Source organism: Hymenobacter jeongseonensis (assembly GCF_015694725.1).
Taxonomy (GTDB): domain Bacteria; phylum Bacteroidota; class Bacteroidia; order Cytophagales; family Hymenobacteraceae; genus Hymenobacter; species Hymenobacter jeongseonensis.
This window is the reverse complement of sequence record NZ_JADQDQ010000013.1, coordinates 23,517-45,260: the sequence shown is the minus strand read 5'-3', so window position 1 is coordinate 45,260 and position 21,744 is coordinate 23,517. Positions and strand designations below refer to the sequence as shown.

General features: G+C 57.9%; 30 protein-coding genes. 18 read left to right on the top strand and 12 right to left on the bottom strand.

The genetic code is table 11. The features are described 5' to 3' along the window. Nucleotides 1–23: 23 nt before the first annotated feature. A complete protein-coding gene (locus I2I05_RS19100) occupies nt 24–2,249 on the top strand; it encodes a Piwi domain-containing protein (RefSeq protein WP_196283860.1) in 2,226 nt (741 codons plus the stop codon). Then, nucleotides 2,237–3,124, top strand: a complete 888-nt coding sequence (locus tag I2I05_RS19095; protein WP_196283859.1) for a hypothetical protein — start codon at nt 2,237–2,239, stop codon at nt 3,122–3,124. The genes I2I05_RS19100 and I2I05_RS19095 overlap by 13 nt, the downstream gene beginning before the upstream one ends. Before the next feature lie 338 nt (nt 3,125–3,462). Here I2I05_RS19095 and I2I05_RS19090 read toward each other — a convergent pair whose 3' ends face one another. Next, nucleotides 3,463–3,801 carry a hypothetical protein gene (locus I2I05_RS19090; RefSeq protein ID WP_196283858.1) on the bottom strand — a complete coding sequence of 113 codons (339 nt, stop codon included), beginning with the start codon at nt 3,799–3,801 and terminating at the stop codon, nt 3,463–3,465. A 57-nt stretch (nt 3,802–3,858) separates the two neighbouring features. Continuing rightward, on the bottom strand, nt 3,859–5,277 hold the full coding sequence (locus tag I2I05_RS19085; RefSeq protein ID WP_196283857.1) for a phage integrase SAM-like domain-containing protein: 1,419 nt from the start codon (nt 5,275–5,277) through the stop codon (nt 3,859–3,861). A 196-nt stretch (nt 5,278–5,473) separates the two neighbouring features. Here I2I05_RS19085 and I2I05_RS19080 point away from each other — a divergent pair, with 196 nt between their 5' ends. Continuing rightward, nucleotides 5,474–8,239, top strand: a complete 2,766-nt coding sequence (locus I2I05_RS19080) for an NACHT domain-containing protein (protein ID WP_196283856.1) — start codon at nt 5,474–5,476, stop codon at nt 8,237–8,239. Nucleotides 8,240–8,430: 191 nt separating this feature from the next. Here I2I05_RS19080 and I2I05_RS19075 read toward each other — a convergent pair whose 3' ends face one another. From I2I05_RS19075 to I2I05_RS19035, 9 genes are all read right to left on the bottom strand, one after another. Further along, nucleotides 8,431–9,513 (bottom strand): RelA/SpoT domain-containing protein, encoded by a 1,083-nt coding sequence (locus I2I05_RS19075; RefSeq protein ID WP_196283855.1) that lies wholly within the window; start codon nt 9,511–9,513, stop codon nt 8,431–8,433. Between the two features lie 91 nt (nt 9,514–9,604). Next, nucleotides 9,605–9,871, bottom strand: coding sequence for a hypothetical protein (locus I2I05_RS19070; protein WP_196283854.1), 267 nt, complete (start codon nt 9,869–9,871; stop codon nt 9,605–9,607). Between the two features lie 6 nt (nt 9,872–9,877). Beyond that, on the bottom strand, nt 9,878–10,645 hold the full coding sequence (locus I2I05_RS19065) for a porin family protein (RefSeq protein ID WP_196283853.1): 768 nt from the start codon (nt 10,643–10,645) through the stop codon (nt 9,878–9,880). Between the two features lie 49 nt (nt 10,646–10,694). Continuing rightward, entirely contained in the window at nt 10,695–11,444 is a 750-nt protein-coding gene (locus I2I05_RS19060; RefSeq protein WP_196283852.1) for a porin family protein, read from the bottom strand. 43 nt (nt 11,445–11,487) lie between these two features. Continuing rightward, a complete protein-coding gene (locus tag I2I05_RS19055; RefSeq protein WP_196283851.1) occupies nt 11,488–11,655 on the bottom strand; it encodes a DUF3606 domain-containing protein in 168 nt (55 codons plus the stop codon). Next, on the bottom strand, nt 11,652–11,849 hold the full coding sequence (locus tag I2I05_RS19050) for a hypothetical protein (protein ID WP_196283850.1): 198 nt from the start codon (nt 11,847–11,849) through the stop codon (nt 11,652–11,654). Before I2I05_RS19050 ends, I2I05_RS19055 begins: the two co-directional genes overlap by 4 nt. 52 nt (nt 11,850–11,901) lie before the next feature. Then, a complete protein-coding gene (locus tag I2I05_RS19045) occupies nt 11,902–12,126 on the bottom strand; it encodes a DUF3606 domain-containing protein (RefSeq protein ID WP_196283849.1) in 225 nt (74 codons plus the stop codon). A 39-nt stretch (nt 12,127–12,165) separates the two neighbouring features. After that, entirely contained in the window at nt 12,166–12,309 is a 144-nt protein-coding gene (locus I2I05_RS22465; RefSeq protein WP_394368745.1) for a DUF3606 domain-containing protein, read from the bottom strand. Nucleotides 12,310–12,380: 71 nt separating this feature from the next. Next, nucleotides 12,381–12,629: a hypothetical protein gene (locus I2I05_RS19035; protein WP_196283847.1), complete on the bottom strand. Its 249-nt coding sequence runs from the start codon at nt 12,627–12,629 to the stop codon at nt 12,381–12,383. Nucleotides 12,630–13,009: 380 nt separating this feature from the next. On the opposite strand from I2I05_RS19035, the gene I2I05_RS19030 reads away from it, so the two are divergent. The 11 genes from I2I05_RS19030 to I2I05_RS18980 all read left to right on the top strand — a co-directional run bounded on the left by I2I05_RS19030 (nt 13,010) and on the right by I2I05_RS18980 (nt 17,759). Continuing rightward, nucleotides 13,010–13,264 carry a hypothetical protein gene (locus tag I2I05_RS19030; protein ID WP_196283846.1) on the top strand — a complete coding sequence of 85 codons (255 nt, stop codon included), beginning with the start codon at nt 13,010–13,012 and terminating at the stop codon, nt 13,262–13,264. 18 nt (nt 13,265–13,282) lie between these two features. After that, nucleotides 13,283–13,576: a hypothetical protein gene (locus I2I05_RS19025; RefSeq protein WP_196283845.1), complete on the top strand. Its 294-nt coding sequence runs from the start codon at nt 13,283–13,285 to the stop codon at nt 13,574–13,576. Further along, nucleotides 13,569–13,862, top strand: a complete 294-nt coding sequence (locus tag I2I05_RS19020) for a hypothetical protein (RefSeq protein ID WP_196283844.1) — start codon at nt 13,569–13,571, stop codon at nt 13,860–13,862. The genes I2I05_RS19025 and I2I05_RS19020 overlap by 8 nt, the downstream gene beginning before the upstream one ends. Continuing rightward, nucleotides 13,862–14,272, top strand: coding sequence for a hypothetical protein (locus I2I05_RS19015; protein WP_196283843.1), 411 nt, complete (start codon nt 13,862–13,864; stop codon nt 14,270–14,272). The genes I2I05_RS19020 and I2I05_RS19015 overlap by 1 nt, the downstream gene beginning before the upstream one ends. Beyond that, the gene (locus tag I2I05_RS19010) at nt 14,269–14,661 is read left to right on the top strand and encodes a MerR family transcriptional regulator (protein ID WP_196283842.1); all 393 of its coding nucleotides are present in this window, start codon (nt 14,269–14,271) and stop codon (nt 14,659–14,661) included. Before I2I05_RS19015 ends, I2I05_RS19010 begins: the two co-directional genes overlap by 4 nt. Before the next feature lie 38 nt (nt 14,662–14,699). Beyond that, the gene (locus I2I05_RS19005) at nt 14,700–14,969 is read left to right on the top strand and encodes a hypothetical protein (protein ID WP_196283841.1); all 270 of its coding nucleotides are present in this window, start codon (nt 14,700–14,702) and stop codon (nt 14,967–14,969) included. Between the two features lie 2 nt (nt 14,970–14,971). Further along, the gene (locus I2I05_RS19000) at nt 14,972–15,316 is read left to right on the top strand and encodes a hypothetical protein (RefSeq protein ID WP_196283840.1); all 345 of its coding nucleotides are present in this window, start codon (nt 14,972–14,974) and stop codon (nt 15,314–15,316) included. A gap of 1 nt (nt 15,317) precedes the next feature. Next, nucleotides 15,318–15,536 carry a hypothetical protein gene (locus I2I05_RS18995; RefSeq protein ID WP_196283839.1) on the top strand — a complete coding sequence of 73 codons (219 nt, stop codon included), beginning with the start codon at nt 15,318–15,320 and terminating at the stop codon, nt 15,534–15,536. Nucleotides 15,537–15,703: 167 nt separating this feature from the next. Beyond that, nucleotides 15,704–17,059, top strand: a complete 1,356-nt coding sequence (locus tag I2I05_RS18990; RefSeq protein WP_196283838.1) for a hypothetical protein — start codon at nt 15,704–15,706, stop codon at nt 17,057–17,059. A gap of 59 nt (nt 17,060–17,118) precedes the next feature. Further along, the gene (locus I2I05_RS18985) at nt 17,119–17,385 is read left to right on the top strand and encodes a hypothetical protein (RefSeq protein WP_196283837.1); all 267 of its coding nucleotides are present in this window, start codon (nt 17,119–17,121) and stop codon (nt 17,383–17,385) included. Then, nucleotides 17,382–17,759, top strand: a complete 378-nt coding sequence (locus I2I05_RS18980; RefSeq protein WP_196283836.1) for a hypothetical protein — start codon at nt 17,382–17,384, stop codon at nt 17,757–17,759. Before I2I05_RS18985 ends, I2I05_RS18980 begins: the two co-directional genes overlap by 4 nt. Before the next feature lie 87 nt (nt 17,760–17,846). Here the strand turns inward: I2I05_RS18980 and I2I05_RS18975 are convergent, their stop codons facing one another. Beyond that, nucleotides 17,847–18,068 (bottom strand): hypothetical protein, encoded by a 222-nt coding sequence (locus I2I05_RS18975; protein WP_196283835.1) that lies wholly within the window; start codon nt 18,066–18,068, stop codon nt 17,847–17,849. Between the two features lie 213 nt (nt 18,069–18,281). On the opposite strand from I2I05_RS18975, the gene I2I05_RS18970 reads away from it, so the two are divergent. From I2I05_RS18970 to I2I05_RS18955, 4 genes are read left to right on the top strand one after another with little or no spacing between them, the layout of a single operon-like run. Next, nucleotides 18,282–18,950 (top strand): recombinase family protein, encoded by a 669-nt coding sequence (locus I2I05_RS18970; RefSeq protein WP_196283834.1) that lies wholly within the window; start codon nt 18,282–18,284, stop codon nt 18,948–18,950. A gap of 55 nt (nt 18,951–19,005) precedes the next feature. After that, nucleotides 19,006–19,518 carry a hypothetical protein gene (locus I2I05_RS18965; RefSeq protein ID WP_196283833.1) on the top strand — a complete coding sequence of 171 codons (513 nt, stop codon included), beginning with the start codon at nt 19,006–19,008 and terminating at the stop codon, nt 19,516–19,518. A gap of 32 nt (nt 19,519–19,550) precedes the next feature. Further along, nucleotides 19,551–20,048: a hypothetical protein gene (locus I2I05_RS18960; protein ID WP_196283832.1), complete on the top strand. Its 498-nt coding sequence runs from the start codon at nt 19,551–19,553 to the stop codon at nt 20,046–20,048. After that, nucleotides 20,045–21,739, top strand: coding sequence for a hypothetical protein (locus tag I2I05_RS18955; RefSeq protein WP_196283831.1), 1,695 nt, complete (start codon nt 20,045–20,047; stop codon nt 21,737–21,739). The genes I2I05_RS18960 and I2I05_RS18955 overlap by 4 nt, the downstream gene beginning before the upstream one ends. Nucleotides 21,740–21,744: the final 5 nt, after the last annotated feature.

Genomic DNA, 21,744 nt, shown 5'->3' with positions numbered 1-21,744 from the left:
TAATTGCTAGAAAAAAGCGACCTATGAAATCCAACTTCTACCCAATTGAGTTTGACTTCACGGAGTTTGACGTACAGCGCGTGCCGTATCAAGACGGGCTGCTTGGGCGTCTGCGTCAGGAGCACAACAGTACGCATTCCTTTTTTCGACGCGGCGACTACATCTACATCTCACCAGGGGAGGAGGGTGCGGCTACGATTGGAGAAACGGCGCGGTTATCCATTCAACAGGAGCCACAGGTGGTCAGCTCGCTGATTAAACACCTTTTCTTCCGGGCGGTGAAGCGAGACCAACCAGACCTGCAACCAGAGTTCTATCCCTTCCGCTTCGCTGCCCGTCGCCGCGAGCTGGATTTGGCGGCCGACGTGGTGCCCGAACCACTGCGCGACGTGTTAACTTTCAAGCGCATCACCGAGGTGCAATTCCGGCAGAATGAAAGCAACGCGGAGCAATTGACCTTTGGAATGCTCGTCAACCACCGCTACAAATGGCGTCTGAACCGGACCTGCCAGGACTTAGCCGAAACGGGCTTCGACCTAGTGGGGCGCGAAGTTATTGGCATCCAGGCGCTTGACTACTCGGATGGGGTTGTTGCACCAGAAATATCCCTGCTCGGCCCCGTGCAGCGGATTATCAGCGGAGTAGCCACCGTGCTGACCAATGAGGGCCCCGCAGATTACCCCCTGCACGAACTGCACCTCCACAACTCCCGCGTTAACATTACTGCCTTTCTGGCGTGGAACGTGGGGGAACCCCGTGCGGACACCATCATGCGTACCATCAAAGAGCTTGAGGCCCGGCAGCTCAAGCCCGATGTGGTCATGAGCCAGATTGAGTCCTTAAGCAAGTGGCTGCGGCGACTGGAGTATCGTAACCAAGACGCTTTTGGTTTTCGCATCAGTGACCGGAACACGGTAACCGCACCCACTGGCTTCTCCTTGAGTGAGCCGAGCCTCATCTTTGACATCAGCAAGACCCGTCAGAGCTTCTTCCCATCGCAAGGCCTGAACCAGCACGGGCCGTATAGCAGGTCCGTGGGCTTCTCACTCAATGCCCCCAAGGTGCTCGTGGTCTTTCACAGGCAAAACGCGAGCATCTTCACCAAGTTCCTGGCCGAGTTACGAGACGGTATTCCGCAACACAGCTTCTTCGGCAACGGTATGGTGAACAAGTACCGGCTGACCTCAATGACCTACATCATCGAGGAAATTGGAGATTACTCGGCCGCCGCCTACCTCGCGGCCATCGACCGAGGTGTGCAGAAGCTGGACGCAGCTTTCGACTTGGCCATTATGGAGACGTCAGCGGACTTCCGAAACCTGCCCAATGTGGATAACCCGTACTTCCGGGTAAAGTCATTTTTGTACATGCAGGGCACAGTCGTGCAGTTTATCAAGCCGGAGACGGCTGCGAACCCCACGTTCACCATCGACGGCATCGCGCTGCAACTCTACGCCAAGCTGGGCGGCACCCCTTGGACCATTCCAGTGGACCAGAGCGTGGACCGGGAGTTGGTTATCGGCATTGGCCACACCATCCTTCGTGATAGCCAGTATGCCGGTGCTGCCCAAACCCGTTTTGTCGGCATCAGCACCTTCTTCGCGGCCGATGGGAAGTACCTGACCAATAGCCGAACGCGCCACGTACCTTTCGACGAGTATTTTGCCACCCTTCTCAGCAACTTGAAGGATGCGCTTGACCGGCTTTCCAGCGAGTATAGTTGGAGCCCGCAGGACCGCATCCGCCTGATTTTTCACATCTTCAAGCCCATCAAGAACTTGGAGGCTGACGTGGTGGCGCAGTTGGTGAATGAATACCCGCAGTATGACATCAAGTTCGCCTTTGTGACGTTGGCGGAACGTCATCCCTACCTGCTGCACGACGACTCTCGGACGAGCGGTAAGGGAGCGTTTGTTCCGAGTAGGGGGTATGCCTGGCCGCTGGGCTCGCGCCAATGCTTGGTTCAGCTCGTGGGTAATAAGGAGATGCGAAATGTTCGGCACGGCGTTCCCACGCCCGTGCTGGTCAGCATTCACGAGAAGTCGACCTTCCTAGATGTCCAGTACGTGGTGCAGCAGGTGTTCAAATTCAGCCGCCTGTCTTTCCGCAATTTCGAGCCGATTTATACTCCCGCGACGCTCCTGTACGCCAACCTACTGACGCGCCAGCTCAGTGACCTGCGTAGCATCCCGGGCTGGAATGCGGGGATTGCCAACTCCCAATTGCGCGAAAAGAAATGGTTTCTCTAGAAGCCAAAGCGGATTACTGGAAGCCCCTACGAGCCACCCCGCTCGTTTGCTTCTTCATCGACTTCCTTGACGGGCAGCCGATGCCACCACTGGGTGCCCTAGACCCGGCCGATAACGAAGGCGCCGTGAAGCACCTGCTGACCAGCGTGCGCGACAACGACCGTACAACTGCCGCGGCGCTCTACCTAAAGCTGAGCACCCGCCGACTGCGACCAGACACCGAGTGGGTGCACAATGACTATCTCGTTTTCGCTCTCGTGTGCACGGTACGCAAGTTCCAACTGGACGACGGCTGGCTGCGGCAGGTGATTCGATTGCGCCCAGTTGACGAGAACGAAAAGCGTCTTGTGAACAAGACCTTCGAGAACATCTTGGCCGGCAACCACAACGCTCGGGAGGATTACCACCAGATTTCGGTGGTGTTCCGATTAATGACCGACCAAGGCCAGCCCGATGCCGAGCGGCTGAACAAGATGGTGTCGCACCTATGGCGGCACCCCTTTCCCTGGTTTGAGTCAGAGTTCTTGACTATCGTCTCCATGCGCGCCATCCGGGCGGCGTTTGAGGCCAAGGGGCTGCTCAACCCAGAGCAACGTTTTACGGCAGATCAATTCGCTGAACGTTTTCTGGAACGAGTCAAAAGGCTTAGTGCAGTGATAGCCTGGGCAGCCTTTTTCGGCGTGGTGCTCCTATTGGTGTTCCTCAACGTGCGCTACGCGGATAACTCAATCGTCAAAATTATTTTGACCGTTGTGACTGTGCTCACGCTCATCGGCTCACTAACTGACCTGCGGAGGCTGGTGGCTACGCTCACAGAGCGTTCAATCAGGAAATTGTTAGGGTACCACTTCGCGCCCTCAAGTGGGCCGTCATAGCGTCAAGCTTTCCCTTGGCGAGCTGGGGAATAATTCACGCCAACTCTGTGGAAGAATCCCACTTGTTTTACCTATGTTTTACCCGAAAACAAAAACACCCTGCAAGTGCATGACTTACAGGGTGTTTTTACAAACGGTAGCGGTCTGGACGGGACGTCCAGGCGCTTATTCAGGCTCAGGCAGACTTAGCCAAATGGCCTCTATGCGCTGTGGTGGCGGTTTTGGGTCCGAGGACTAAGCCAGCTCAAGCGGCGGTGGGCACGTCCGTGCCACAGTTTTTTGCCACAGAAGTGCCCCCCTTTTGCCGTGGAGCAACTCGGCGCGTAGGGCGTGGCCTGCTAGCGGGGTTTGCGCAGGAGGGCGTAATTCGACTGCCGGCTGGACTCGGAACCGGGCTGATAGTCGGCGACGACCAGCTCGTAGCCCTGGGCTTCCAATTCCCCGATTTGGGCCAGCAGCGGGGTGAAGTTGTAGACGTGCTTCTCCCCGGCAAAGGCGACCTTTTTTTCTTCGAACCTGTCTTTGTAGGAGAGGGTCAAGGTGGTGCGGTTGTAGAGCACCACCGTAACGTAGTCGTACTGCTTGGGCTCGGCAGGGGATTTGGCCGCGATGATGCCGCCGCCGATGAGCAGGGTCAAGAGCAGGACGAGGAGCTTGGGCGCGTGTTTGGTGAACATGGGCAGGGGAGTTGGGGAGTGAAGAAGTAAGGAATGAAAGGTAGCAGCCCTGAGGCATTACGCCGCATCCGAGCGCTTCTCCGCAGCTGCCTTATCCACCGTACGGGCCGTTTTGCGAAACGTCGCCAGCAGTTCTTCTTCTACCACGCCCAAATAGCGGTTGAAGCTCGACTCGGTGCGGTGGCCGGTGGCCTGCATGACCTGGGCCCGCGGCACGCCCTGGCTAATCTTGAGCGTGACGAAGGTTTTGCGGCCGATTTTACTCGTGAGCTTGAAGCGGGTGAGCCCGGCCAGGTGCTGCACGTGGGGCAGGTAATCCGACAAGCCGTTGACCACCGGCAGGCAGGTGGCCAAGTGCAGGGCCGCGTACTTCTGCACGAGGGCCACGGGGCGGAACACGTCGTCGTCGAAGTAGGGGATGTAGCAGTCCTTGCGGGTCTTGGTAGCCTTGAGCTTGACCAAATCGCCGTGGAGCTGGCGCGGGCTGAGCTTGTCGGCGTCGGAGATGCGCAGGCCCAGGTAGCAGCAGAGCAGCACCTTGTCGCGGCTGCGCTCGAGCATCCGCAGCCGCTCGGCCACGCGGCGCGGGTCGGCCTGGCTCACGCGCATGCCTTTCTTGGTGGCGGCCTGCGCCTGCAGGGCCGGGTCGAGCTGCTCGAACTGCTGCTGCACGTAGGCCCGGGCCTCGGCCGTGTGGAAGTCCACGGCGGCCAGGCGCAGCAGCTCGGCCTGGGTAAGGGCGTCGGCGCCGATGTACTCGTCGGGCGCTTCGAACTTGCGGTACTTGCGGTTTACCGGCAGCTCCCGGTCCTCGGCCCAGGCCAGAAAGGACTTGAGGTGGCGCACGTGCTTGCCGAAAGTGTTGACCGACGTGCCCCAGCTGCCCTGATAGAAGAACTCGCGGAAGCGGGCGTACCAGGCGTGGTCCACGGCTGGGAAGGCGAGGGGCTGCGTGTCGCGGCCGGCAAAGTCCTCGAGCACGGCGCGGGTGTTGGCCAGGCTGTCGAGGTAGGACTTGCTTAGGCCCTGGCCGGTCTTGTGGCTGGTTTTGCGGGTCTGCTCGCCCAGCCACTGGTCGTAGTATTCCAGGAAGGTGGGCGGAGCGGCCTCGACCACCGGCAGCGGGGCTACTTCGGGGCTTTCGGCCTGGGCCTCGTCGCCGGCGGTGAGCAGTTGGTAGCGCCGCTTGATTTCGGCCAGCATCTGCTCTTTGGGCAGCAGCGTGCGGGTTTCCTGGGCGGCGCGCTCCGCTGCCTGCGCGGCCTGGGTGTAGCGCTCGAGCACGAGGTTGGTGGCAGCGGCGAAGTTGCCAGGGACGGGCTTTACTTCCTCGCGCTTGGGGTTCCAGTGCTTGGGGTCGCAGGTTTCACCCGAGCCGAGGCGCAACCGCAGCCGGTCCCAGCAAAAGGTGAGCTGGATGGGAGCCAGGCCTTTTTTGGTGAGGGCGTCGAGGCGTAGCTGGCGGGTTACTTCCATTTTAATAACCTATAGATTGCAAAAAAAGAATTGTTGCGGTCAAGTATAAATTAGGCATCATTAGCAGAACTAGTTGGGAGTCTTTCGCAAACAGCAACTACTGTGGAGAAAGCCTGTCTTAATACGAAGTAATCGTGGCTGTTGAATGTAATGTACAAGCTGTACTATTGTGCTATATCCAATATCTACCAAACTAATGGCATCACCATCTCAAAAAGCATCTAAACCCAAAGGAATAACAGGTAGGTCACTGGCCGTAGATGGTAAGGACCTTTTCTCTGCTCTCGCGAAAGGAGTCATGCATTCCTTTCAAGGAAAATGGGATGAGGTAGCAAGCGACAGTATTGATGCAGTGAAGGCATTAGGTATTGGCACTGAGCCGCCAGCTATCGCCTATATACTTATTCGGCGGGCTGCTACGGCCTCAATGTTTGAGTTAGTTGGAGAAACCGCTAAATCTGGTTTTTTTGGCACTAAGCCGTATGCGTCTTCCACTAAAACTGTGCTCGATTTTACGATAAGTGAGCATGATATCCCCATTGACAAGGCTTTCTTTCAAAAGCCGACTGAACTAAAAGTTGTGAAAAGCTTCCAAGCACTTCTGTGCAGGTGGCTAGAACTTATGGGTCTAGAAGCGCATATAGCAAATGCGGTAGGTGGCCGTTTTCCAGCGTACTACTTGTATGCGCTTAATGAGGAGTGGAAAAAGCATTCCAAGCTGTACCAACCCCTTTTAGACAGTACGGATACGCCGTTCCAGGATGCAAGTAACCAAATGTGGGCTTGGCAGTCCTACGCTTCCCGACTTGAGTTAGCAATCAATGAAAGCACATTCGAAGAGGCCTTTAGTTTAAAGCAAATCTATGTGCCTCTGCGAGCTTACTATGAAGTTTTTCCCATTCATAAAGAATTGGATGGGATGGACAAGCGTAAAAGGACTAAAAGAATAGTAGAGCTGAAAAATGAACTCTCAACTTGGTTAGGTAACGGGAAAAAAGACGATGCCATTCGAATAATTAGTGGAGGTCCTGGTAGTGGTAAATCTTCTTTCGCCAAAATATTTGCAGCCCATATCGCTAATTCCACGGAAATAAAAGTTCTGTTTATTCCGTTGCATCGGTTTGATTCATCAAAAGATTTGACAGAAGCAGTTGGGGACTTTGTCACGGAAGAGAATATTCTTCCCCATAATCCACTTAGCCCGACTAACGGAGAAACTAATTTGCTCATAATTTTTGATGGGCTTGATGAGCTAGCTAGCCAAGGAAAAGCAGCAGTTGAAACGGCACGAGCATTTGTTAGGGAAGTAGACCTGACCCTCGAAAAGCGTAATAGCCAAACTCTAAAGTTAAGGGCCATTATTAGCGGTAGAGAAATGGTTCTGCAGGACAATGAAACTGAATTTAGTAGTCGCAGACCGCACCAGTTATTGACTTTGTTACCCTATTATATTGAAGAAGAAGTTAATGATGATGACAATAATGAGGAAGAGATAATTGACCCTGATGACCTCTATGACTACGACCAACGAGATATATGGTGGCAGCAATATGGAGAACTAACGGGCAAAAAATATGAAGGGCTTCCAAAGCACCTAGACCGTGATGATTTAAATGAGGTTACTTCCCAACCTCTACTGAATTACCTTGTCGCATTGAGCTATACAAGAGGGGCTTTGGATTTTACCAAAGCTGTCAACTTGAATAAAATCTATGCTGACTTAGTGAGTTCTGTGCATGAAAGAGCTTATGAAAATAAGCGCCGGTACACACAGATAGAGGGAATGACGTTGGAAAGCTTTGCGCGGGTATTGGAAGAAGTAGGGCTGGCCGCGTGGCACGGCGATGGAAGAACAACCACAGTACGAGAGATAGAAGAGCACTGCTTCAATAATGGACTTGACCGTCATTTGAAAACATTCGAGCAAGGAGCCAAAGCTGGAGTGTTACGCCTTCTTGCTGCGTTTTTCTTCCGGCAATACGGCCGACGGAGCTCCAGCGGCGATGCTACATTCATGTTTACGCACAAGAGCTTTGGCGAGTACTTAACAGCTAGGCGAATTGTACGGGCGATGGAGAAAGTCGCCAAGGAGCGAGATAATAGGAGGGAAAGCTCAGATGAAGGATGGGATGAGCGCGAAGCATTATGGCGCTGGGTTCAGCTGGCTGGCCCAAGCCCTATGACTTCTTATCTCTTTCGTTTTGTACAAAACGAATTGCGTTTGAAGGGGAAAGCAAAAGCGCGTAAAATCCAGTCTTGTTTTGCCGAGCTTTTCAGCTTAGTGCTGCGTAGTGGGATGCCAATGGAACAGTTACCCCGAACTACTTTCAAGCAAGAAAATTTTATGGCGCGGAATGCTGAGGAGGCATTGTTAGTCTGCATGTCAGCCTGCGCCAGGGTAACACAAGAAATTAGCCCAATTTCACATGCCACTCGCCTAGTATTTGGCGCTTGGTTTAGGCGAGTGCAGGGTCAGCGATATAGTCCAGCATCAGCACTCGCGGCATATCACTTGGACTTTTTGAACCTTGAAGAAACAGAATTGGCAGTAGTCGACTTTTACAGTGCCAACTTATCCAATTCAGTACTACGAGGTGCGGAAGTACAGCATGCGATATTTATCCAAGCCAATTTGAATTACACAAATATGGAGGGCGTGAAGGCCGATGGAGCAAGTTTTGAAGATGCAACTCTTATAAAGACTAATTTAGAAAAAGCAAAGCTTCTTGGAGCAAACTTTAGTGCTGCTCGTTTTCATGAGGTTAACCTTAACGGAGCTAGGATGCATGATGGCGCTTTAGAGCATGCCATAATTAGAGATACAGTTACTGATGCTGTTTTATTCGAACTTCATCCTGCTCAAGTTGCGAGCATTCAGCGTGCTGCTAACGAAGAAATGTTAAAAATACATAGAGAGGGTTTGTTAGCAGAAGCATTAAATAATGTTGAATCAGAAAGTTGATTTGGTTGGTTCCTACTGCCTCTAAGCAGTGCCAGCAATTCTTCCTTCGCCGCGATAATGTTATAATGCACTGCTAGCAGGGTATCATTCATAACGAGCTGCTCCTTGGGCAGCTCGTTTTAGTTTTAGCTACTTCACAGCAAATCTTTTTATATGAGGTTTTGTATATTACAAAGCGAGTATTCAATATTTTATGCATCAGGTGAAGTTGTAGGCTTGGGTTTTGGCTTACGCTTAGTTTTAATTCCCTTTTTCTGACGTTGAAGATGCTGATTTGTCTTTTCGGCTTCCTCCGCAACCATATCCATTACTTTGTCAATAGCGTTAGTCTGGTGCAGATTAGCCAACCCACCCGCACCTGCGTTTCTAAAAATACCCTCATTAATGCTCAAAAAGTTAGATTTTATTACATTGAGGACACCTGCCATTGCATCAGGTGGCAAGATGAATTGCGGAGAATGGCTAATAGACTTTGCTACTCCCTCCAGCGTTGATTTAATTTGCTTGGATGTTTCTGGATTATCAATGAGGCTGTTCAACTTAGCTATTTGCTCGTCCCGCTCCTCCTGCATCTTCTCTAGTTCATGCTGAGATTGCTCTAAGTGTATGCTCAGTTCCTGCACAAAGCTGCTCATCTCGTCGGCACTGCCAGCAAGTCGGTTAAGTATCATCAACAGGCTGTTTGTTAAAGGATTGTCAGAAAAACTGGGGTATCGTACCTTATGGTCGATTTCGCTCCATCCCTCCTCAAATATTGTTCGCACCTGGAGCTCTATGTAGCGCTTTGCCTTAGTCGGCGATGTCTCGATAATGTAATGGACCGAGCGGTATCCGTACGGATGCTCCTTGATGTCGCATTCCTCAAACATCTTCAGAAAAGCTGGCGAGTCGCCCTGGCGGTGATATGCAATGGGCCTCTCTTTCAGCGTCCATGTGTTCATTATGAACTTATGGATATGCTGCCAATCACTTTTGAATAGGTGCAGTATCCGGATACCAGCCAAATCAGTGATTTCTTCCTCATAAGTAGCAAGCGTGATGACTCGCTCATTATTCTCCAGCTTTTTTCTGACAATCTTTTTGTGTAAGTGTAAAGGGTTTTTTACCCGATATCGGACAGAATGAACGCCTGGGGTCTTGAGTAAAAGATTGGTGATGTATTGCGCCGTATGCTCATAGCTGGTGACTTTTTTGACAAAATCTTGGCGAATTGCTTGCATCCCCTCGCTTGTCAATCCAGCTTCCTTAAGCTCAGTGTCCTTTTCAGTCGACATAGTTAGTTTAGTCGGTTATGGCAGCCGCGTAGTAACGCGAGCATTTCGTCTTTGGCGGCAACTTGGTCCGTTTGTATTAAGCTCTGCTTATTCAGCGTTTCGGTTCTGTCAAATCGTCAATATTGACGTAGCAGGCATAGTCCTCCAAGCGCTCCATGCGCGTGAAAGTGCGCACGCGTACTACCTTGTAGGTTTCCACTTCTAGGTACACCTCGCAGAAGAATCCCCCGTCCATGTGGTAGAGGCTCACGCCGTCCTCTTCCTCCCAGCGCCGGGCCAGGAACGTGCCTTCGACCCACACCAGCGGCAGCTGCTGCTCGAAGGGCAATGCGCGGAAGTCGTAATGGGAAGTAGCCATCAGAGCCTAGCTCTTCGGGCCAAACAGGTAGGCCAACGAGAGCTGTAAGGTGCGGTTCCGGTAAGACGGATTTTGGTAGACCGGGGCGATGGAAAAATCCTGGCCGTTCTCATACGTGGCCGCGAGGTTCCGCAAGCCTTGGCTGTAGCTGACCTGTACCTGAAGCCCTCCTGCGAAGCCGTAACCCACCCCTGCTTGCAGGCCCACGTCCAAGCCCTTGGATTCGTACTTGCTGTCAGGCAAGTTGTCGTAACTGTCGCTGGCCACCACTTTGCCCTTATTGGTCACGCTGCGCGAGGACCCACTGACATTCGTCTCGTCAACGCTGAACGTGTAGGTGCCACCCAGCAGGTAGCCCAGGTATGGACCCACAAATACCTGCATCCCTTCGCTATTGGGCCGCTGGCTGTAGACCACGTTTACGGGCATTGTCAGGTAAGCTACGCGGAAGGCGGTTTCCCTAGAATAGGTGAAAGTACTTGGGTCGTAGTTGTTGTGAACGACGTAGCCATAGCCTTTCTGCGCATAGAGCACCGCCGGTTGCACCGCAAAGTGGTCGGACAAGCCTACCTGTGCCACAAGCCCGGCCTCCGCACCGCTGCGGTAGTAGTTGTTAAGGGACATGTAGGGGTGTAAGTTGGGGTAGCGCATGCTGCTGGAGGACAAGTTGTAGCCTACTTGGGGGCCAATGCGGAACGTGGTTTGGGCATTGGCCGAAGAAGCGGCTAGCAACAGGCAGCTGGCCAGTAGCGAGCTAGTAAAGGTTCTCCTCATGTGAGTCAGTCGGGTAGAAAATGCTTCCTGAAAAGCAGCTGTGGGTTATTTAGCTCTTCGGGCCCCACAGGTAGGACAACGAAATCTGGAAGGCATGATTGCGGTAGGTGGGCGGGGTTCGCGTGCTCAGACCGGATTCGTATTTGGCCCCCAGGTTGCGCAGGCCCTGGCTGTAGCTGGCTTGCACCTGGATTCCGCCGGCAAAACCGAGGCCGAGTCCCCCTTGCACGCCGGCGTCCACGCCCCTAGAGACATAGGCCTCCTTGGGGTTGTTGTGGTAGGTATCGCCGGCCTCTACCTTGCCCTGGTTGGAGTTGGTTGGGCCGCCGCCGCTCGCGTACCGGCCGGTTTGCGAGGAGGTAAACGCGCCGCCCAGCAGCCAGCCCACGTACGGGCCGGCAAACACCTGCAAGCCCTGGCCGCCGGGCTGGGAGCTGTAGAGCAGGTTGACGGGCACGGTCAGGTAGTTGAAGTGGAAGCTGTATTCCCCTTTGTACGTGTAGTTGTAGGGCGCATCGTAGGCGTCTTCCACGAAACCAAAGCCCTTCTGGGCGTAGAGCACGGCCGGCTGCACCGCAAAGTGGTCGGAGAAACCCACGTGGGCCACGACGCCCGCCTCCACGCCGCTACGGGAGGAGTTGGTCACTTTCAAATAGTCCTGGTTGGGGTACTCGAAGCCGCCGAAAGAACGATTGTAGCCCAGTTTGGGGCCGATGCGAAACGTGGTCTGGGCGTGGGTTGTGGCAGCGGCAAGTAACAGGCTCCCGGTAAGGAGATAAGTAGTAAAGGCTTGCTTCATGTAAAAATCAGGGTGGCAAATGGTGGTAGCAGCGTCAATTGCTTCAGCGGTTCAAATACCCACGCACATCCGCCACCAGCGGCCCGACGGCCAGCACGGCGTTGCGCAGCCGGGTTTCGGTGCAGTTGAGGGTTTGGCACCAGTAGTTCACCTCCACAGTGGAATGCAGGTTCACCCGAGTGAGTTCAGCGGGTTGGTAGGAGAGACTCATTTGGTTTTGCGGGCTTTCTCCAAGCGTGAAATGGCCTCGTCGCAGGTTTGGTCAACCACCAGCGCAGGCGCTTCGTGTATCCCATCGTGCGACGTATGAACAAGCGCCCCGCCATCGAGCGTGCACGTAATGGTGGTGTGCAGCACGGGAACCTCCTGGGAGATGCCCTGAACGGTCACGGTGAATGTTTTCATGGGAGAAGCGGAGACAGGGCGGGTGGGAATTGCGTGCGGGCGGCTTGTCCGTTTAATTAGGCTGCTCAGGACGAGGTAGAGCGTGTAGAGGACTTATTTTATTTAGCTGCAAATGCAGGTATACGGAAATCACCTTACCGCCCACGGTGGACACGGCCTCCCGCAATTGGTCTTCGGTGCACATCAAGGCCTGGCACCAGCCGGGCAGTTCATGTGCTTGTTCGAGGTCGATGTGCACATTTTCCGGCCGAACGAGCGGGGTTTGGTCGTTGGTCATAGTGGGTAGAAAGAGAAGAATGAGGAAAGAAGTAAGGGTTTACTGGTTGTCGGGCATCTCTCCCCGCAAGTACCGGCGAACGTCTTCGGCTTTGGGGCCAACTGCGGCAACAGCATCGCGCAGTTGTGGACGAGTACAACAAAAGGCCTGGCACCAGTATTGGCGGTTCCTTTTGTCCTTCATATAGATTACAAGCGATTCAGTTGGGGTGTATAGACTGTATTTTAGGCCCATTGCGGTGGGAAAGGAAGCAATTAATTAGGGCGGTTGTGGCTGCCACGCAGCAGCGTGAGGGTTTCGTCTTTGGCGGCAATCAGGGCCTCCTGCATTGCGAGTTGCTGGCGGAGGAGTTCGTTTTCAGTGCGGGCTAGGTCGCGTTCAGCTTTGTAGGTGTCGCGGTCCTTCTCGCAGTCGGCAATGTTGTAGTGGTGGTTGTTCTGGGTGGCCGTGCCCTGGTTGCCGTTGATAGAATTCCCAGAATTATTTTTTTGATTGATGGTCATTGAACCAGCGCTTTCACCTGATTCGGGTAGGAAAGGCTTGCCTTTACCAGTCAATAACCAGTTTAAATCGACTCGGCTAAAATGGCTCGCAATACTTTCCAGGTACTCTGAGTTGAGCTTAGTTCCTTTAGTTAAGTAGTTTCTGGTGTTGGAATCAGGCATGCCAATGGCAGCGCTGAATGCTCTAGCACTCAAATTCAACTCATTAATCAAAAAATTTAGTCTCTCGTTTACAGTCACTTGAGTTATAATTGGCTCAAAGGCCAATAATTTGAGTTTAAAATGGTGAGTCTATAATGACTCATTAGCGTATGTTTGTGGCGTGTACAACTCAATGCCCTCGCAATAAAGCAAGGCATTGACGAAAGCGCCCAAACACGATGACCGATAGGCAGAAATATTTCCACTTGCTCGCTTTGGTGTGCGAGGATTTGCACGCCAGCGCCGTGGACGTGGCTGTCCGAGGTGGACACGAAGCGTCCTCTGTGAAACTGATGGGGGTGCGCCACGGGCGCTACATCAAACTGGCCTGGCTCATCGACCTGGTGCGCATCGGGCTGCCCGACTTCTCCATTCCGGCCGAGCTGCTGCCTGCTGAAAAGCAGGTACAGGAAGCCCTGTTTCCTATTTCCTAACCCTTTTTCAGCTCACCCATGCATCTCAACACCGACGCGCTGGCGGACCCAGCCCCCCGCAAAAAGCCGTGCATCCGCGACATGCACGAACTCGTCACGCACCACCTGCCCAGCGCGGTGGTCAAACTCATCCCGCTCGACGAGCTGGACCGGCGGGGCGAGGAGCTCATGGCCGAGCACCCGCGCTTTGTGGAAGAACTGCCCATTCTGGTGCAGGGAGAGAAAGTACGTCGGGCCCGCTTTCGCAGCCTGCAATTGGTCGGCCGCATGCCGGCCCCAATGACCACGACGCAGGCCTACCTCAATGCTTAAGCCCGTCGTTTCCCTCACCGATGCCCGCAGCGGCAAGCGCGTGCGCGTCTCGGAGCTGCCGGCCGGCGCGGCCCTCGTGGAACCCATATTAGGCTACTGCTACCAAGCGGGGCATTTCACGGTGTACGTCAACGGCTCGATGCCGCTGGATTTGCGCAGCGCCCACGAAGAGGGCCGCACCCAGGACGAGGTGTGGCTGGTGGCCTCGCCGCCGGCGGGCATCCGCGAGATTGACTGGACGGACGCGCGCCAGGAGTTTCAACTGCTGCTTCCCAAAGCCGCCTGATGGGAGCCCGCGCCCCCTACGGCTCCGCGCCACCGCCCGGCCCCCGCGACTTGGGCCCGCATATCGCGCAGTGGCTGCGCAGCGTGGGCTTTCAGGTACTCGAGCAGCCCACGCCCACGCCCAGCCTCTCGCTGGTGACGGGTACGTGGACGAGCCTAACGGGGGAGCAGTTCCACTTTCAGTATGCCCACCACCACCCGGCCAGTGGCCCCGTCAGCTGGGCCGCGTGCAGCATGGGCGTGCTGCGGCCGGGCACCCCCACGCCGGCCGTGTGCTTCGCGGCCACGCAGGTGCGCCGCCTCAAGGAAGTGCGCCTGCTGGTGCTGCAAAACGATGACTTCGACGCGGCCCGCCAGCGCTTAGCAGCTGCCCGCGCTACCCTCACCAAAACCCCCGCTACCGCCTCATGAGACGCGACGACCTGCCCACCGTGGGCTACCTCGATGAGTGCTTCCGCACCATCCTGGGCCACATCGAAGCCATTAAGCGCCCGGCCCCCGCGCCCGAGGCCAGCGCGGCCGTGGTGCTGCTCACCATCGAGCAGGTCATGGAGCACCTGAGCGTGAGCCGCTCGGCGGTGCAGCGCTGGACGAAAGTGGGCAAGCGGGGCCGCAACAAGCAGCTCATCAAGCTGGCCGTGCTCACGTTCGGCGAGGCCGAGCCCCGCATTCCTTGGCCCGCGCTGCTGGCTTTCGGCCGGGGCGAGGCCTACGATTTGGCCCAGCTGCCGGCCCCGCAGCTGCCGGCGGCGCTTCCCGTTCCGGCGGGCGCGCTACCGGCCCTGCGCCTGGCTTCCTAAGACTTTTTCAGTTCACCCCAATCCCATCTCAACCCCCCATGTCAATCGAAACCTTAACCACCGACGAGTTCATGGACCTCGAAATCGAAGACCATCAGGAAGCCCTCCGGCAGTACAACGACGCCATCACAAGCGCATCGAGCGACCTGGCTAGCATCGGCTCCGAAGCCGCCAAAAACACGGTCCTCGACCGCATGGCCCGCCTCTTCACCCTGCGCAAGGTGCACACCGTGCGCTTGGAGGAGATGGTGGCCGATGACGCGGCCGATGCGGCAAGCCATGGTTCCAGCCTGCAAGCCGCGGCCTGAGCATGGAGGCCATCAACGTGTACACCTCGAACGCCACCGACCAGGGTCTGGTGGCGTTCACGCTGGCCCTGGGCATGAACCTGGGCCGCCAAATCAACCTGCGCCCGCTCTCGCAGTTGCCGAAGCCCGACCCGCTGCGCCGGCAGGCCCTGCGGGTGGAGCGGGTCGAAGTGCTCGAGCAACTCAAGCAAGCCGAGTTCTGCCTGGAGCAATACGCCTGCGGGGCCTGGCAGCCCGATGCCAGCCACCAGGAAGGCACCCGTTTCATCGTTGATTCGCTGACTAGCCGCCTGCGCGGGCTGGATGCCGTGCTCAGCACGGAGAAAGGGGGCGGCAGCTGTGAGTAACGTGGAGCCAAAAGTTCGCTCGCTGGCCGACATCAGCAAGTTCAAAATTCACGCGACCTCCGGTGACAGGGTGCGCGTGGGGGAGAAGAGCACGGTTTCGGCTGAAATCATTCAGGCCAGCGCCCTGGTGCGCATCGCCGAGGCCATGGAGGCCCAGGCCGAACTGCTCCGGTCCTTGTGCCAGCAGCACGGGGCGCTGGTGCCGGAGGGCGGCTGCTAACGTGATACATTTTCCTGAGCCCACCGAGGGCCCCTGCGCGCAGCAGGCACCCGGCGTCGAAGCCGGTCAGGGAGCACAGGGTCTGCAGCTGCAGCTCCGGCGCTGGGGAGCAGGGGAGGACACGCCTCCGCTGCCCACGCCACCATTTTCTTCCCTTTCTCTTTTAAATGCTGCCTCTTCCCCTTACCCTCGCCAAGGCCCGCCGGCTCTGGCACCAGGACTTCGAAGCCCAGTGCGCGGCCATGCCGTTGCAGCTGCGCTCCCGCACCCACCAGGCCCGGCTCGACGCCGAGGGGCAGGTGCTGGTGCCGGCCCGCACGGAGCACTACTACGTGCAGCCCAAGGCAGCCCCGGCCACGGCCAAGGAGTTGATGACCGATTTGGTGTTCATGAGCGTGCGGGCCCTGGAGCGGAGCAACCGCGAGCCGGGCTTTGACTTTGCCCAGGTGGGCACCGACGCGGCCCCGCAGGCCCCGCCGATTGCGGTGAACTGCAAGAGCTTGGGCAAGCGCCGCTCGATGTCGTCGCGCAGCGTGCGCACCCACATCGATTTGCTGCTCAAGATGGGCGCGCTGGTGCGCAAGGCCTGGCACGGCACCCGCGCCGACTTTGAGCTGTGGATAAACCCCAAATACGTGTGGCAAGCCCCCGAAATGCCGGTGGAAAGCGATTTGGACCGCTTGCAAATCGGCGCGATTCTCAACAGTGAGCCGACAAAATTTCCGCTTAGTGTAGCATTTGAAACACTGGAAACACGGAAACTGGAAACTAGCCAGGTGGATAAGTTAGTGGTGGCAACGCCGCCGGCTCCAAAACTGGAAACACAGGCAACACTCACTGGCAACACAGGGCCGCAGCCCGACCCGGAACCGCTCGGGGCAGCGGCAGAAACGGGGCAGGCTGGGGCGCGGCGCCGGCCGAGGGCCGAGGCCCGCAAACTGGCCCAGACCGCGGCCAGCGCGCCGAAAACGGGGCCGACGCTGGCTCAAAAGCGGCTTGTGATGTCGTTTTGGGCCTATGCTCGGCCCCAGCTCTACGGGGACGTGGCCTTTGACGAGGCGCAGCACGCCAAGGCCCAGAACGCCATCTGGTTTGGCGTATTCGCCGGTTTTCAGGCCGGGCTTTCGGAGCGGGAGTACGAGCTCTACCACCAGCAGGCCCTCGAGCGGGTGGATTTGGTGGCCGACTGGCTCAAGCGCAACCCGGGCCGGTTCCTGCCGGCGCCCTACGCCGAAATCGTGAAGGGCCGGGGCTATTTCGACCGCGAAAACGGGCTGGGCTTCGTCAAAACCGAGGAATGGCTGGCCCAGAAGATGCTGCGCCGCCACGAGTACCACGTGGCCACCACCCTGCGTCGGGCGGGAGCGGAAATGCGGGGCTGGCGGCTAAAAACGGCCGGCAAGCGGGTGCTGGCCCTCACGGCCGCCCAACTCTACCACAAGCACCTCAAGAAGGTGCAGGCCCTGCGCGACCCCCGGGCCCTGGACAAGTTCTACTTCATCGCCGCCGGCGGCAAAGTCTAGCGCAACGCCTAATACTCATTCTTCATTCAGCTCACCCCAACCCATCTCAGCCCATTTCCATGTCCCATCCGGCACCCACTCCCGGCGAGAAGCTCAAGGCCGCCGCCCACACCAAGCTGCTCGTTTACTTCAAGGACGGCAACGCCCGCACGCTCTACGGGCGCAGCAACGCCAGCACCTACGTGCCGCTCGACCCGCGCGAGCTGGAGATTAAGCGGCTCAAGAAGTACGCCGAGAGCGTGCACGCCAAAATCAACGTGGCCATCCTCTACGACGTGCACACCGGGCAGGAGGTGGCGCGCATGAAAAACGGGCAGTGGCTATGAGTTTTCCACACCTCGACCAAGTGATTGAACTTAACCGCGGCGAAGCCGGCCAGCTCTGGTGGGCCGTGGCTGACTGCGGCCGCCGCAATGCCATCCGGCTTCACCAGAACCAGGGCCTCCGCGTCGAATCAGCCGGCGTGGTGGTCGCGCTGCCGGCCCTGCTGCGCGTGGCCAAGCGGCTCAAGCGCCTCGATGACCGCGAACTCCGCCGCGTGGGCGTGCCCAAAAACAAGCCCGTCCAGTTTCGCCTCCGGTGCGACGAGCTGGTGGCCCTCATGCTCTACGTGTGGCCCCATTCTTACTCGGGCCACGTGGTGCTGGGCAAGGTGCAGCAGGTATCGCTCAATCTCGAGCACCTCATCAAATTTACCTAAAAACCCTTTGGGTACGGTGTGGTACTGAACAAGGAGGAAAAGAGCCGCTCCCCTAGGAGCGATGCGTTGCGTTTGGTGAGAACACACCTAGTAGTCGGATTCCGCTGAAAGCAGCCGAGGCAGCGGTTTGCTGGTTGCGGGCTCATTGAGCAAAACACAGTACCGGCAGTGCTTGCGCGTGACCGTTTCCTTGCCCGGAATTCGATGGGCTCGGGGAATGCTTTTGACAATAAAACACTCGTCGTTGTCGTGCCAGGCATCTTCCAATGCCAAGCCCCGCCACTGGGAATGGAAAGCAGGAATCTTCATCACAATTTACTTTAACTAATTACCTAAATCATTACCAGACTAACATCCCGCACGGGACCAACTTCAAAACTAACTGACCGTGATGCGCTCCACAAGCTGAACAATTTCGATTCTTGTCTCAAAAAAAGTATTGCGCAAAAACACCCCTTAACCGACCGTTTCCGGGGCGTTTTTACTTCCCTAAAATTGTCGCTCGAAAACCACTTGCTTAATATGACACACGCCGACCCGCTACCCGTTGCCCTCTTCGCCCGCGTGAGCAAGGAAGCCCAGGACTTTGGCCGGCAGCTGCTCGACACCCAGCGCCACGCCGACCGGTCCGGCTACGAGGTGGTGGCCACCATCGCCGAGAAGCTGAGTGGCTCGCGCCGCAGCCGGGCCAAGCGCCCCGACCTCGACCAGCTGCTGCACCTGGCCAAGTCGGGCCGCATCCGGATGGTGCTCGTCACCGAGCTTAGCCGCCTGGGCCGGCGGGCCCGCGAGACGCGGGCCGTGGTCGAAGAGCTGGCCGACTTGGGCGTGTCGGTCTTTGCCCTCAACATTCAGCTGGGCTACCTGCTGCCCGACGGCAAGGTGAACCCGATGGCGCGCCTGGTGATGACCGTACTCATGGAAGTGGACGAGATGGAAACCGAACGGATGGGCCACCGCATCAAATCCGGCCAGGCCGCGGCCTTCGCGGCCGGCGCGCAGAAGGGCCGGCCGGCCGGGTCCACGAAGTCGTCGGCACAAACCATTAGCAAATACCCGAAAGTGGTTGAACATTTGCAGAAGAGGCTGAGTGTTCGGGACGTTGCGAAATTGGCGAACTGCTCCACCAACACCGTTCAGAAAGTAAAAACCGCGCTGGAAGCGGCCGCAACCGCCGCACTTTCGTCCTAATTCCCCGCGTTACGCACCGATACATTTGAGCATATTCTACTCCTAATTCTTTTCCTTGAGCAAGAGCCCTGTCTTCGCCCTTCCCGTACAGGCCCACGTGCGGCAATTCCTGTTAAAGGAACTGGGTCCGGAACCCGTCAACATTCACCAAAACACCTACATGGGGCGCACCGTGCGCATGAAAGTGGAGAAGCTGCCCTTCCGGCAGCTGGACCGGCCGGTGCCGGCCCAGGGCCCGGTGCTGCTCATCAGCCTGCCCACGGCCCTGCGGCACCACACGCTCACGCCGGCTTCGGCCAAGCAAATCGGGGAAACGCTCGACAAGTTCTTTCAGCAGCAGCTCATCGCGTTTGTCAAGGGCCAGGTGGCCGTCACCCAAAACGAGCGGGCCGCGCTGCGCTCGTTCTACAACCTCTACGAAATCAACCCCAGCGATTACGACCTGGAGGAGGCCCGCAAGGTGTACCGCGACTACCGCGATAAAATCATGAAGGGCAACAAGCACTACGAGCTGATGTACGAAAACGGCGGCTCGGCCCTGCGCTCCGACTACGCGGTTGCGTCCTAATAGGGGGTAACCGCCCGCTGTTTCTTTGGGTCATGGACCCACACAAGCTCCCCGATTTTATTGACTATTTCCGGCAGCTGGCCGGGGCCAACCGGGCCCTGGCCGGCAGCTTCGTGCACGGCTCGGCCGGGCGCATTATTAGTGGCAGCCGCAGCGGCATGACCTATCCGTGCCTGTGGCTGGAAACGCCCACGCTGGGCTTTAGCGAGAAGGACGGCACCGCGCCCCTGGGGCGGCGGCAGTGCGCGTTTGTGGTGCTTCAGGACGTGCCCAGTGACGATTACGACGCGCAGGATGCCGGCTGGGCAGCCAGCGAGCAGATTGCCCTCGACGTGCTCAGCCGCATGGTGCGGGACCGCAAGAAGCGCAAGTTCAGTTTTACGCTCAACGAGCGGCCGCTCGAGCCCATCGCCACGCTCACGGTGGACAACGAAATCGGCTGGCGCTTCGAGTTTGAGCTCAGCAGCTACGTGGAGATGCAATACGAGCCCAGCCGCTGGGCCGACGAGGAAGGAGGGCAGGGCGCATGATTTTAATTCTGCTGGCTTACTCGAATCAGACCAACTACCAGGACCCGAACACGCCCCAGGTGTACGGCTCGACCTATGACGTGGACCGCTACGAATTTGACGAGGTCAACGAGACGGTAACCCACACCACGGGCGGCTACGACGACTTTCAGAACCACAACCCGCCCGAGAACTACAGCGTCGAGGGCGAGTTTTTCAGCAAGTGCGACGGCACCACCTACCTGAGCTACGTCCACGACGGGGCGGGCGGGTTTACTCTGGTGCCCACGGCGGATAGCCTCAGCTGCGGCTTTGTGCCGGCCGTGCCGCCGAGTTGCAACCTGAGCGTGTACTACGAGCTCACGGCCACGGCCACCGGCGCCAACCTGGCGGCCCAGTACGAGGACAGCCACGGCGCGGTGCGCTACCGGCTCGATGGCGGCTTGCCGCAGGCCTCGCCCAAGTTCTACGGCCTGGGCCCCGGCCGCCACGTGCTCACCGTGAACGACACCGGCGTGGCCAACTGCGCCCGCTCGGTGGCCTTCGACGTGGCCGTGCCCGCCCCGCCCGCCGCGCCGGTGGGGCCCACCAGCGCCGTGGACTTCGTGTTGCAGCCGCTCTGGTACCCGGTGGCTGCGCCGGCCGGGGCCGACGTGCTGCTGGAGCTCTACGCCGAGAGCCAGCACCGGGAAGAGGATTTCGCCCTGGTGTTTCGCGCCCGGCGCCGGGCCAGCGCCAGCGGCCGGGTTGATTTTCGCCTCGATACGCTGCTGGCCCCGCTGCTTACGGCCGTGGTACCGCCCACGTCCACGCTGGCCACCGTGCTGTGCCGCACCCCGCTGGTTAACTACTTCGTGCGCACGGCCACGGTGCTGGCCGAGGGCGTACCCGCCGCCTTTGTCACCAGTGCCCTGCGCACGGCCCTGCGCGGCGGGCTGCCGGTAGAGCACCGGCACGTGGATTACTTCGCCTACCGGCTGGAGGCCTTCGGCCAGCCGCCGTTTCTGAGCTGGCAGCCGGCCGGCAAGCGCCTCACGGCCCAGCAGCCCGAATGGCTGTTCTGGCTCTGCCCGAGCGCCGCGCCTGCGGTGCTCACCGTGCGCCGGAGTTACTACCGCACCGGCTTTGCCGAAGCCCCGCCCGAAGTGGAAGATGAGGCGGTGGACCTGAGCGCCGGGCGCGGCCCGCTGGCCCAGCTGCTGGCCATTCCGGTGCGGCCCCGGGCCGATACCGATTCGATGAGCGTGGCGCTCTACTCGCCCCTGGGCGAACCGCTCAGCGGGGTGAGCACCTACCAGCTGGTGCCGGAAACGGCGCGCAGCCGCTACCTGCACTTCACCAACTCGCTGGGCGGGTTTGACACGCTGCGCACGGAAGGGCGGCTCGAAGGCGTACTGGAGGCCTCGGCCGACCGGTTTGAGCTGCCGGCCGTGCCCGGTAGCAGCAGCCCGGCCGCCGAGCGCCAGGCCTTCGACGTGACCGGCTCCCGCAAACTGAAGCTGGCCACCGGCTGGCTGAAGGCGGCGCAGCTGCGCTGGCTGCAGGAGCTGGTGCTGGCCCGCGAAATCTGGGAATGGAAGGGCGGCCGGCTCTGGCCGCTGGACCCCACCAAGCGCGTGCTGGTCCCGGAAAGCGACGAGGCTCCGCTGCGGGGCATGCTCCTTGAATTTGATTACGCCTTTGCGCCCACCGCCTACGCCGACTTGCCTTAACTACT

What these genes read in the sequence shown, in the direction of transcription:
- I2I05_RS19100 (WP_196283860.1), top strand. Translation starts at nt 24, where the DNA reads ATGAAATCCAACTTCTACCCAATTGAGTTTGACTTCACGGAGTTTGAC.
- I2I05_RS19095 (WP_196283859.1), top strand. Translation starts at nt 2,237, where the DNA reads ATGGTTTCTCTAGAAGCCAAAGCGGATTACTGGAAGCCCCTACGAGCC.
- I2I05_RS19090 (WP_196283858.1), bottom strand. Translation starts at nt 3,801, where the DNA reads ATGTTCACCAAACACGCGCCCAAGCTCCTCGTCCTGCTCTTGACCCTG.
- I2I05_RS19085 (WP_196283857.1), bottom strand. Translation starts at nt 5,277, where the DNA reads ATGGAAGTAACCCGCCAGCTACGCCTCGACGCCCTCACCAAAAAAGGC.
- I2I05_RS19080 (WP_196283856.1), top strand. Translation starts at nt 5,474, where the DNA reads ATGGCATCACCATCTCAAAAAGCATCTAAACCCAAAGGAATAACAGGT.
- I2I05_RS19075 (WP_196283855.1), bottom strand. Translation starts at nt 9,513, where the DNA reads ATGTCGACTGAAAAGGACACTGAGCTTAAGGAAGCTGGATTGACAAGC.
- I2I05_RS19070 (WP_196283854.1), bottom strand. Translation starts at nt 9,871, where the DNA reads ATGGCTACTTCCCATTACGACTTCCGCGCATTGCCCTTCGAGCAGCAG.
- I2I05_RS19065 (WP_196283853.1), bottom strand. Translation starts at nt 10,645, where the DNA reads ATGAGGAGAACCTTTACTAGCTCGCTACTGGCCAGCTGCCTGTTGCTA.
- I2I05_RS19060 (WP_196283852.1), bottom strand. Translation starts at nt 11,444, where the DNA reads ATGAAGCAAGCCTTTACTACTTATCTCCTTACCGGGAGCCTGTTACTT.
- I2I05_RS19055 (WP_196283851.1), bottom strand. Translation starts at nt 11,655, where the DNA reads ATGAGTCTCTCCTACCAACCCGCTGAACTCACTCGGGTGAACCTGCAT.
- I2I05_RS19050 (WP_196283850.1), bottom strand. Translation starts at nt 11,849, where the DNA reads ATGAAAACATTCACCGTGACCGTTCAGGGCATCTCCCAGGAGGTTCCC.
- I2I05_RS19045 (WP_196283849.1), bottom strand. Translation starts at nt 12,126, where the DNA reads ATGACCAACGACCAAACCCCGCTCGTTCGGCCGGAAAATGTGCACATC.
- I2I05_RS22465 (WP_394368745.1), bottom strand. Translation starts at nt 12,309, where the DNA reads ATGAAGGACAAAAGGAACCGCCAATACTGGTGCCAGGCCTTTTGTTGT.
- I2I05_RS19035 (WP_196283847.1), bottom strand. Translation starts at nt 12,629, where the DNA reads ATGACCATCAATCAAAAAAATAATTCTGGGAATTCTATCAACGGCAAC.
- I2I05_RS19030 (WP_196283846.1), top strand. Translation starts at nt 13,010, where the DNA reads ATGACCGATAGGCAGAAATATTTCCACTTGCTCGCTTTGGTGTGCGAG.
- I2I05_RS19025 (WP_196283845.1), top strand. Translation starts at nt 13,283, where the DNA reads ATGCATCTCAACACCGACGCGCTGGCGGACCCAGCCCCCCGCAAAAAG.
- I2I05_RS19020 (WP_196283844.1), top strand. Translation starts at nt 13,569, where the DNA reads ATGCTTAAGCCCGTCGTTTCCCTCACCGATGCCCGCAGCGGCAAGCGC.
- I2I05_RS19015 (WP_196283843.1), top strand. Translation starts at nt 13,862, where the DNA reads ATGGGAGCCCGCGCCCCCTACGGCTCCGCGCCACCGCCCGGCCCCCGC.
- I2I05_RS19010 (WP_196283842.1), top strand. Translation starts at nt 14,269, where the DNA reads ATGAGACGCGACGACCTGCCCACCGTGGGCTACCTCGATGAGTGCTTC.
- I2I05_RS19005 (WP_196283841.1), top strand. Translation starts at nt 14,700, where the DNA reads ATGTCAATCGAAACCTTAACCACCGACGAGTTCATGGACCTCGAAATC.
- I2I05_RS19000 (WP_196283840.1), top strand. Translation starts at nt 14,972, where the DNA reads ATGGAGGCCATCAACGTGTACACCTCGAACGCCACCGACCAGGGTCTG.
- I2I05_RS18990 (WP_196283838.1), top strand. Translation starts at nt 15,704, where the DNA reads ATGCTGCCTCTTCCCCTTACCCTCGCCAAGGCCCGCCGGCTCTGGCAC.
- I2I05_RS18985 (WP_196283837.1), top strand. Translation starts at nt 17,119, where the DNA reads ATGTCCCATCCGGCACCCACTCCCGGCGAGAAGCTCAAGGCCGCCGCC.
- I2I05_RS18980 (WP_196283836.1), top strand. Translation starts at nt 17,382, where the DNA reads ATGAGTTTTCCACACCTCGACCAAGTGATTGAACTTAACCGCGGCGAA.
- I2I05_RS18975 (WP_196283835.1), bottom strand. Translation starts at nt 18,068, where the DNA reads ATGAAGATTCCTGCTTTCCATTCCCAGTGGCGGGGCTTGGCATTGGAA.
- I2I05_RS18970 (WP_196283834.1), top strand. Translation starts at nt 18,282, where the DNA reads ATGACACACGCCGACCCGCTACCCGTTGCCCTCTTCGCCCGCGTGAGC.
- I2I05_RS18960 (WP_196283832.1), top strand. Translation starts at nt 19,551, where the DNA reads ATGGACCCACACAAGCTCCCCGATTTTATTGACTATTTCCGGCAGCTG.
- I2I05_RS18955 (WP_196283831.1), top strand. Translation starts at nt 20,045, where the DNA reads ATGATTTTAATTCTGCTGGCTTACTCGAATCAGACCAACTACCAGGAC.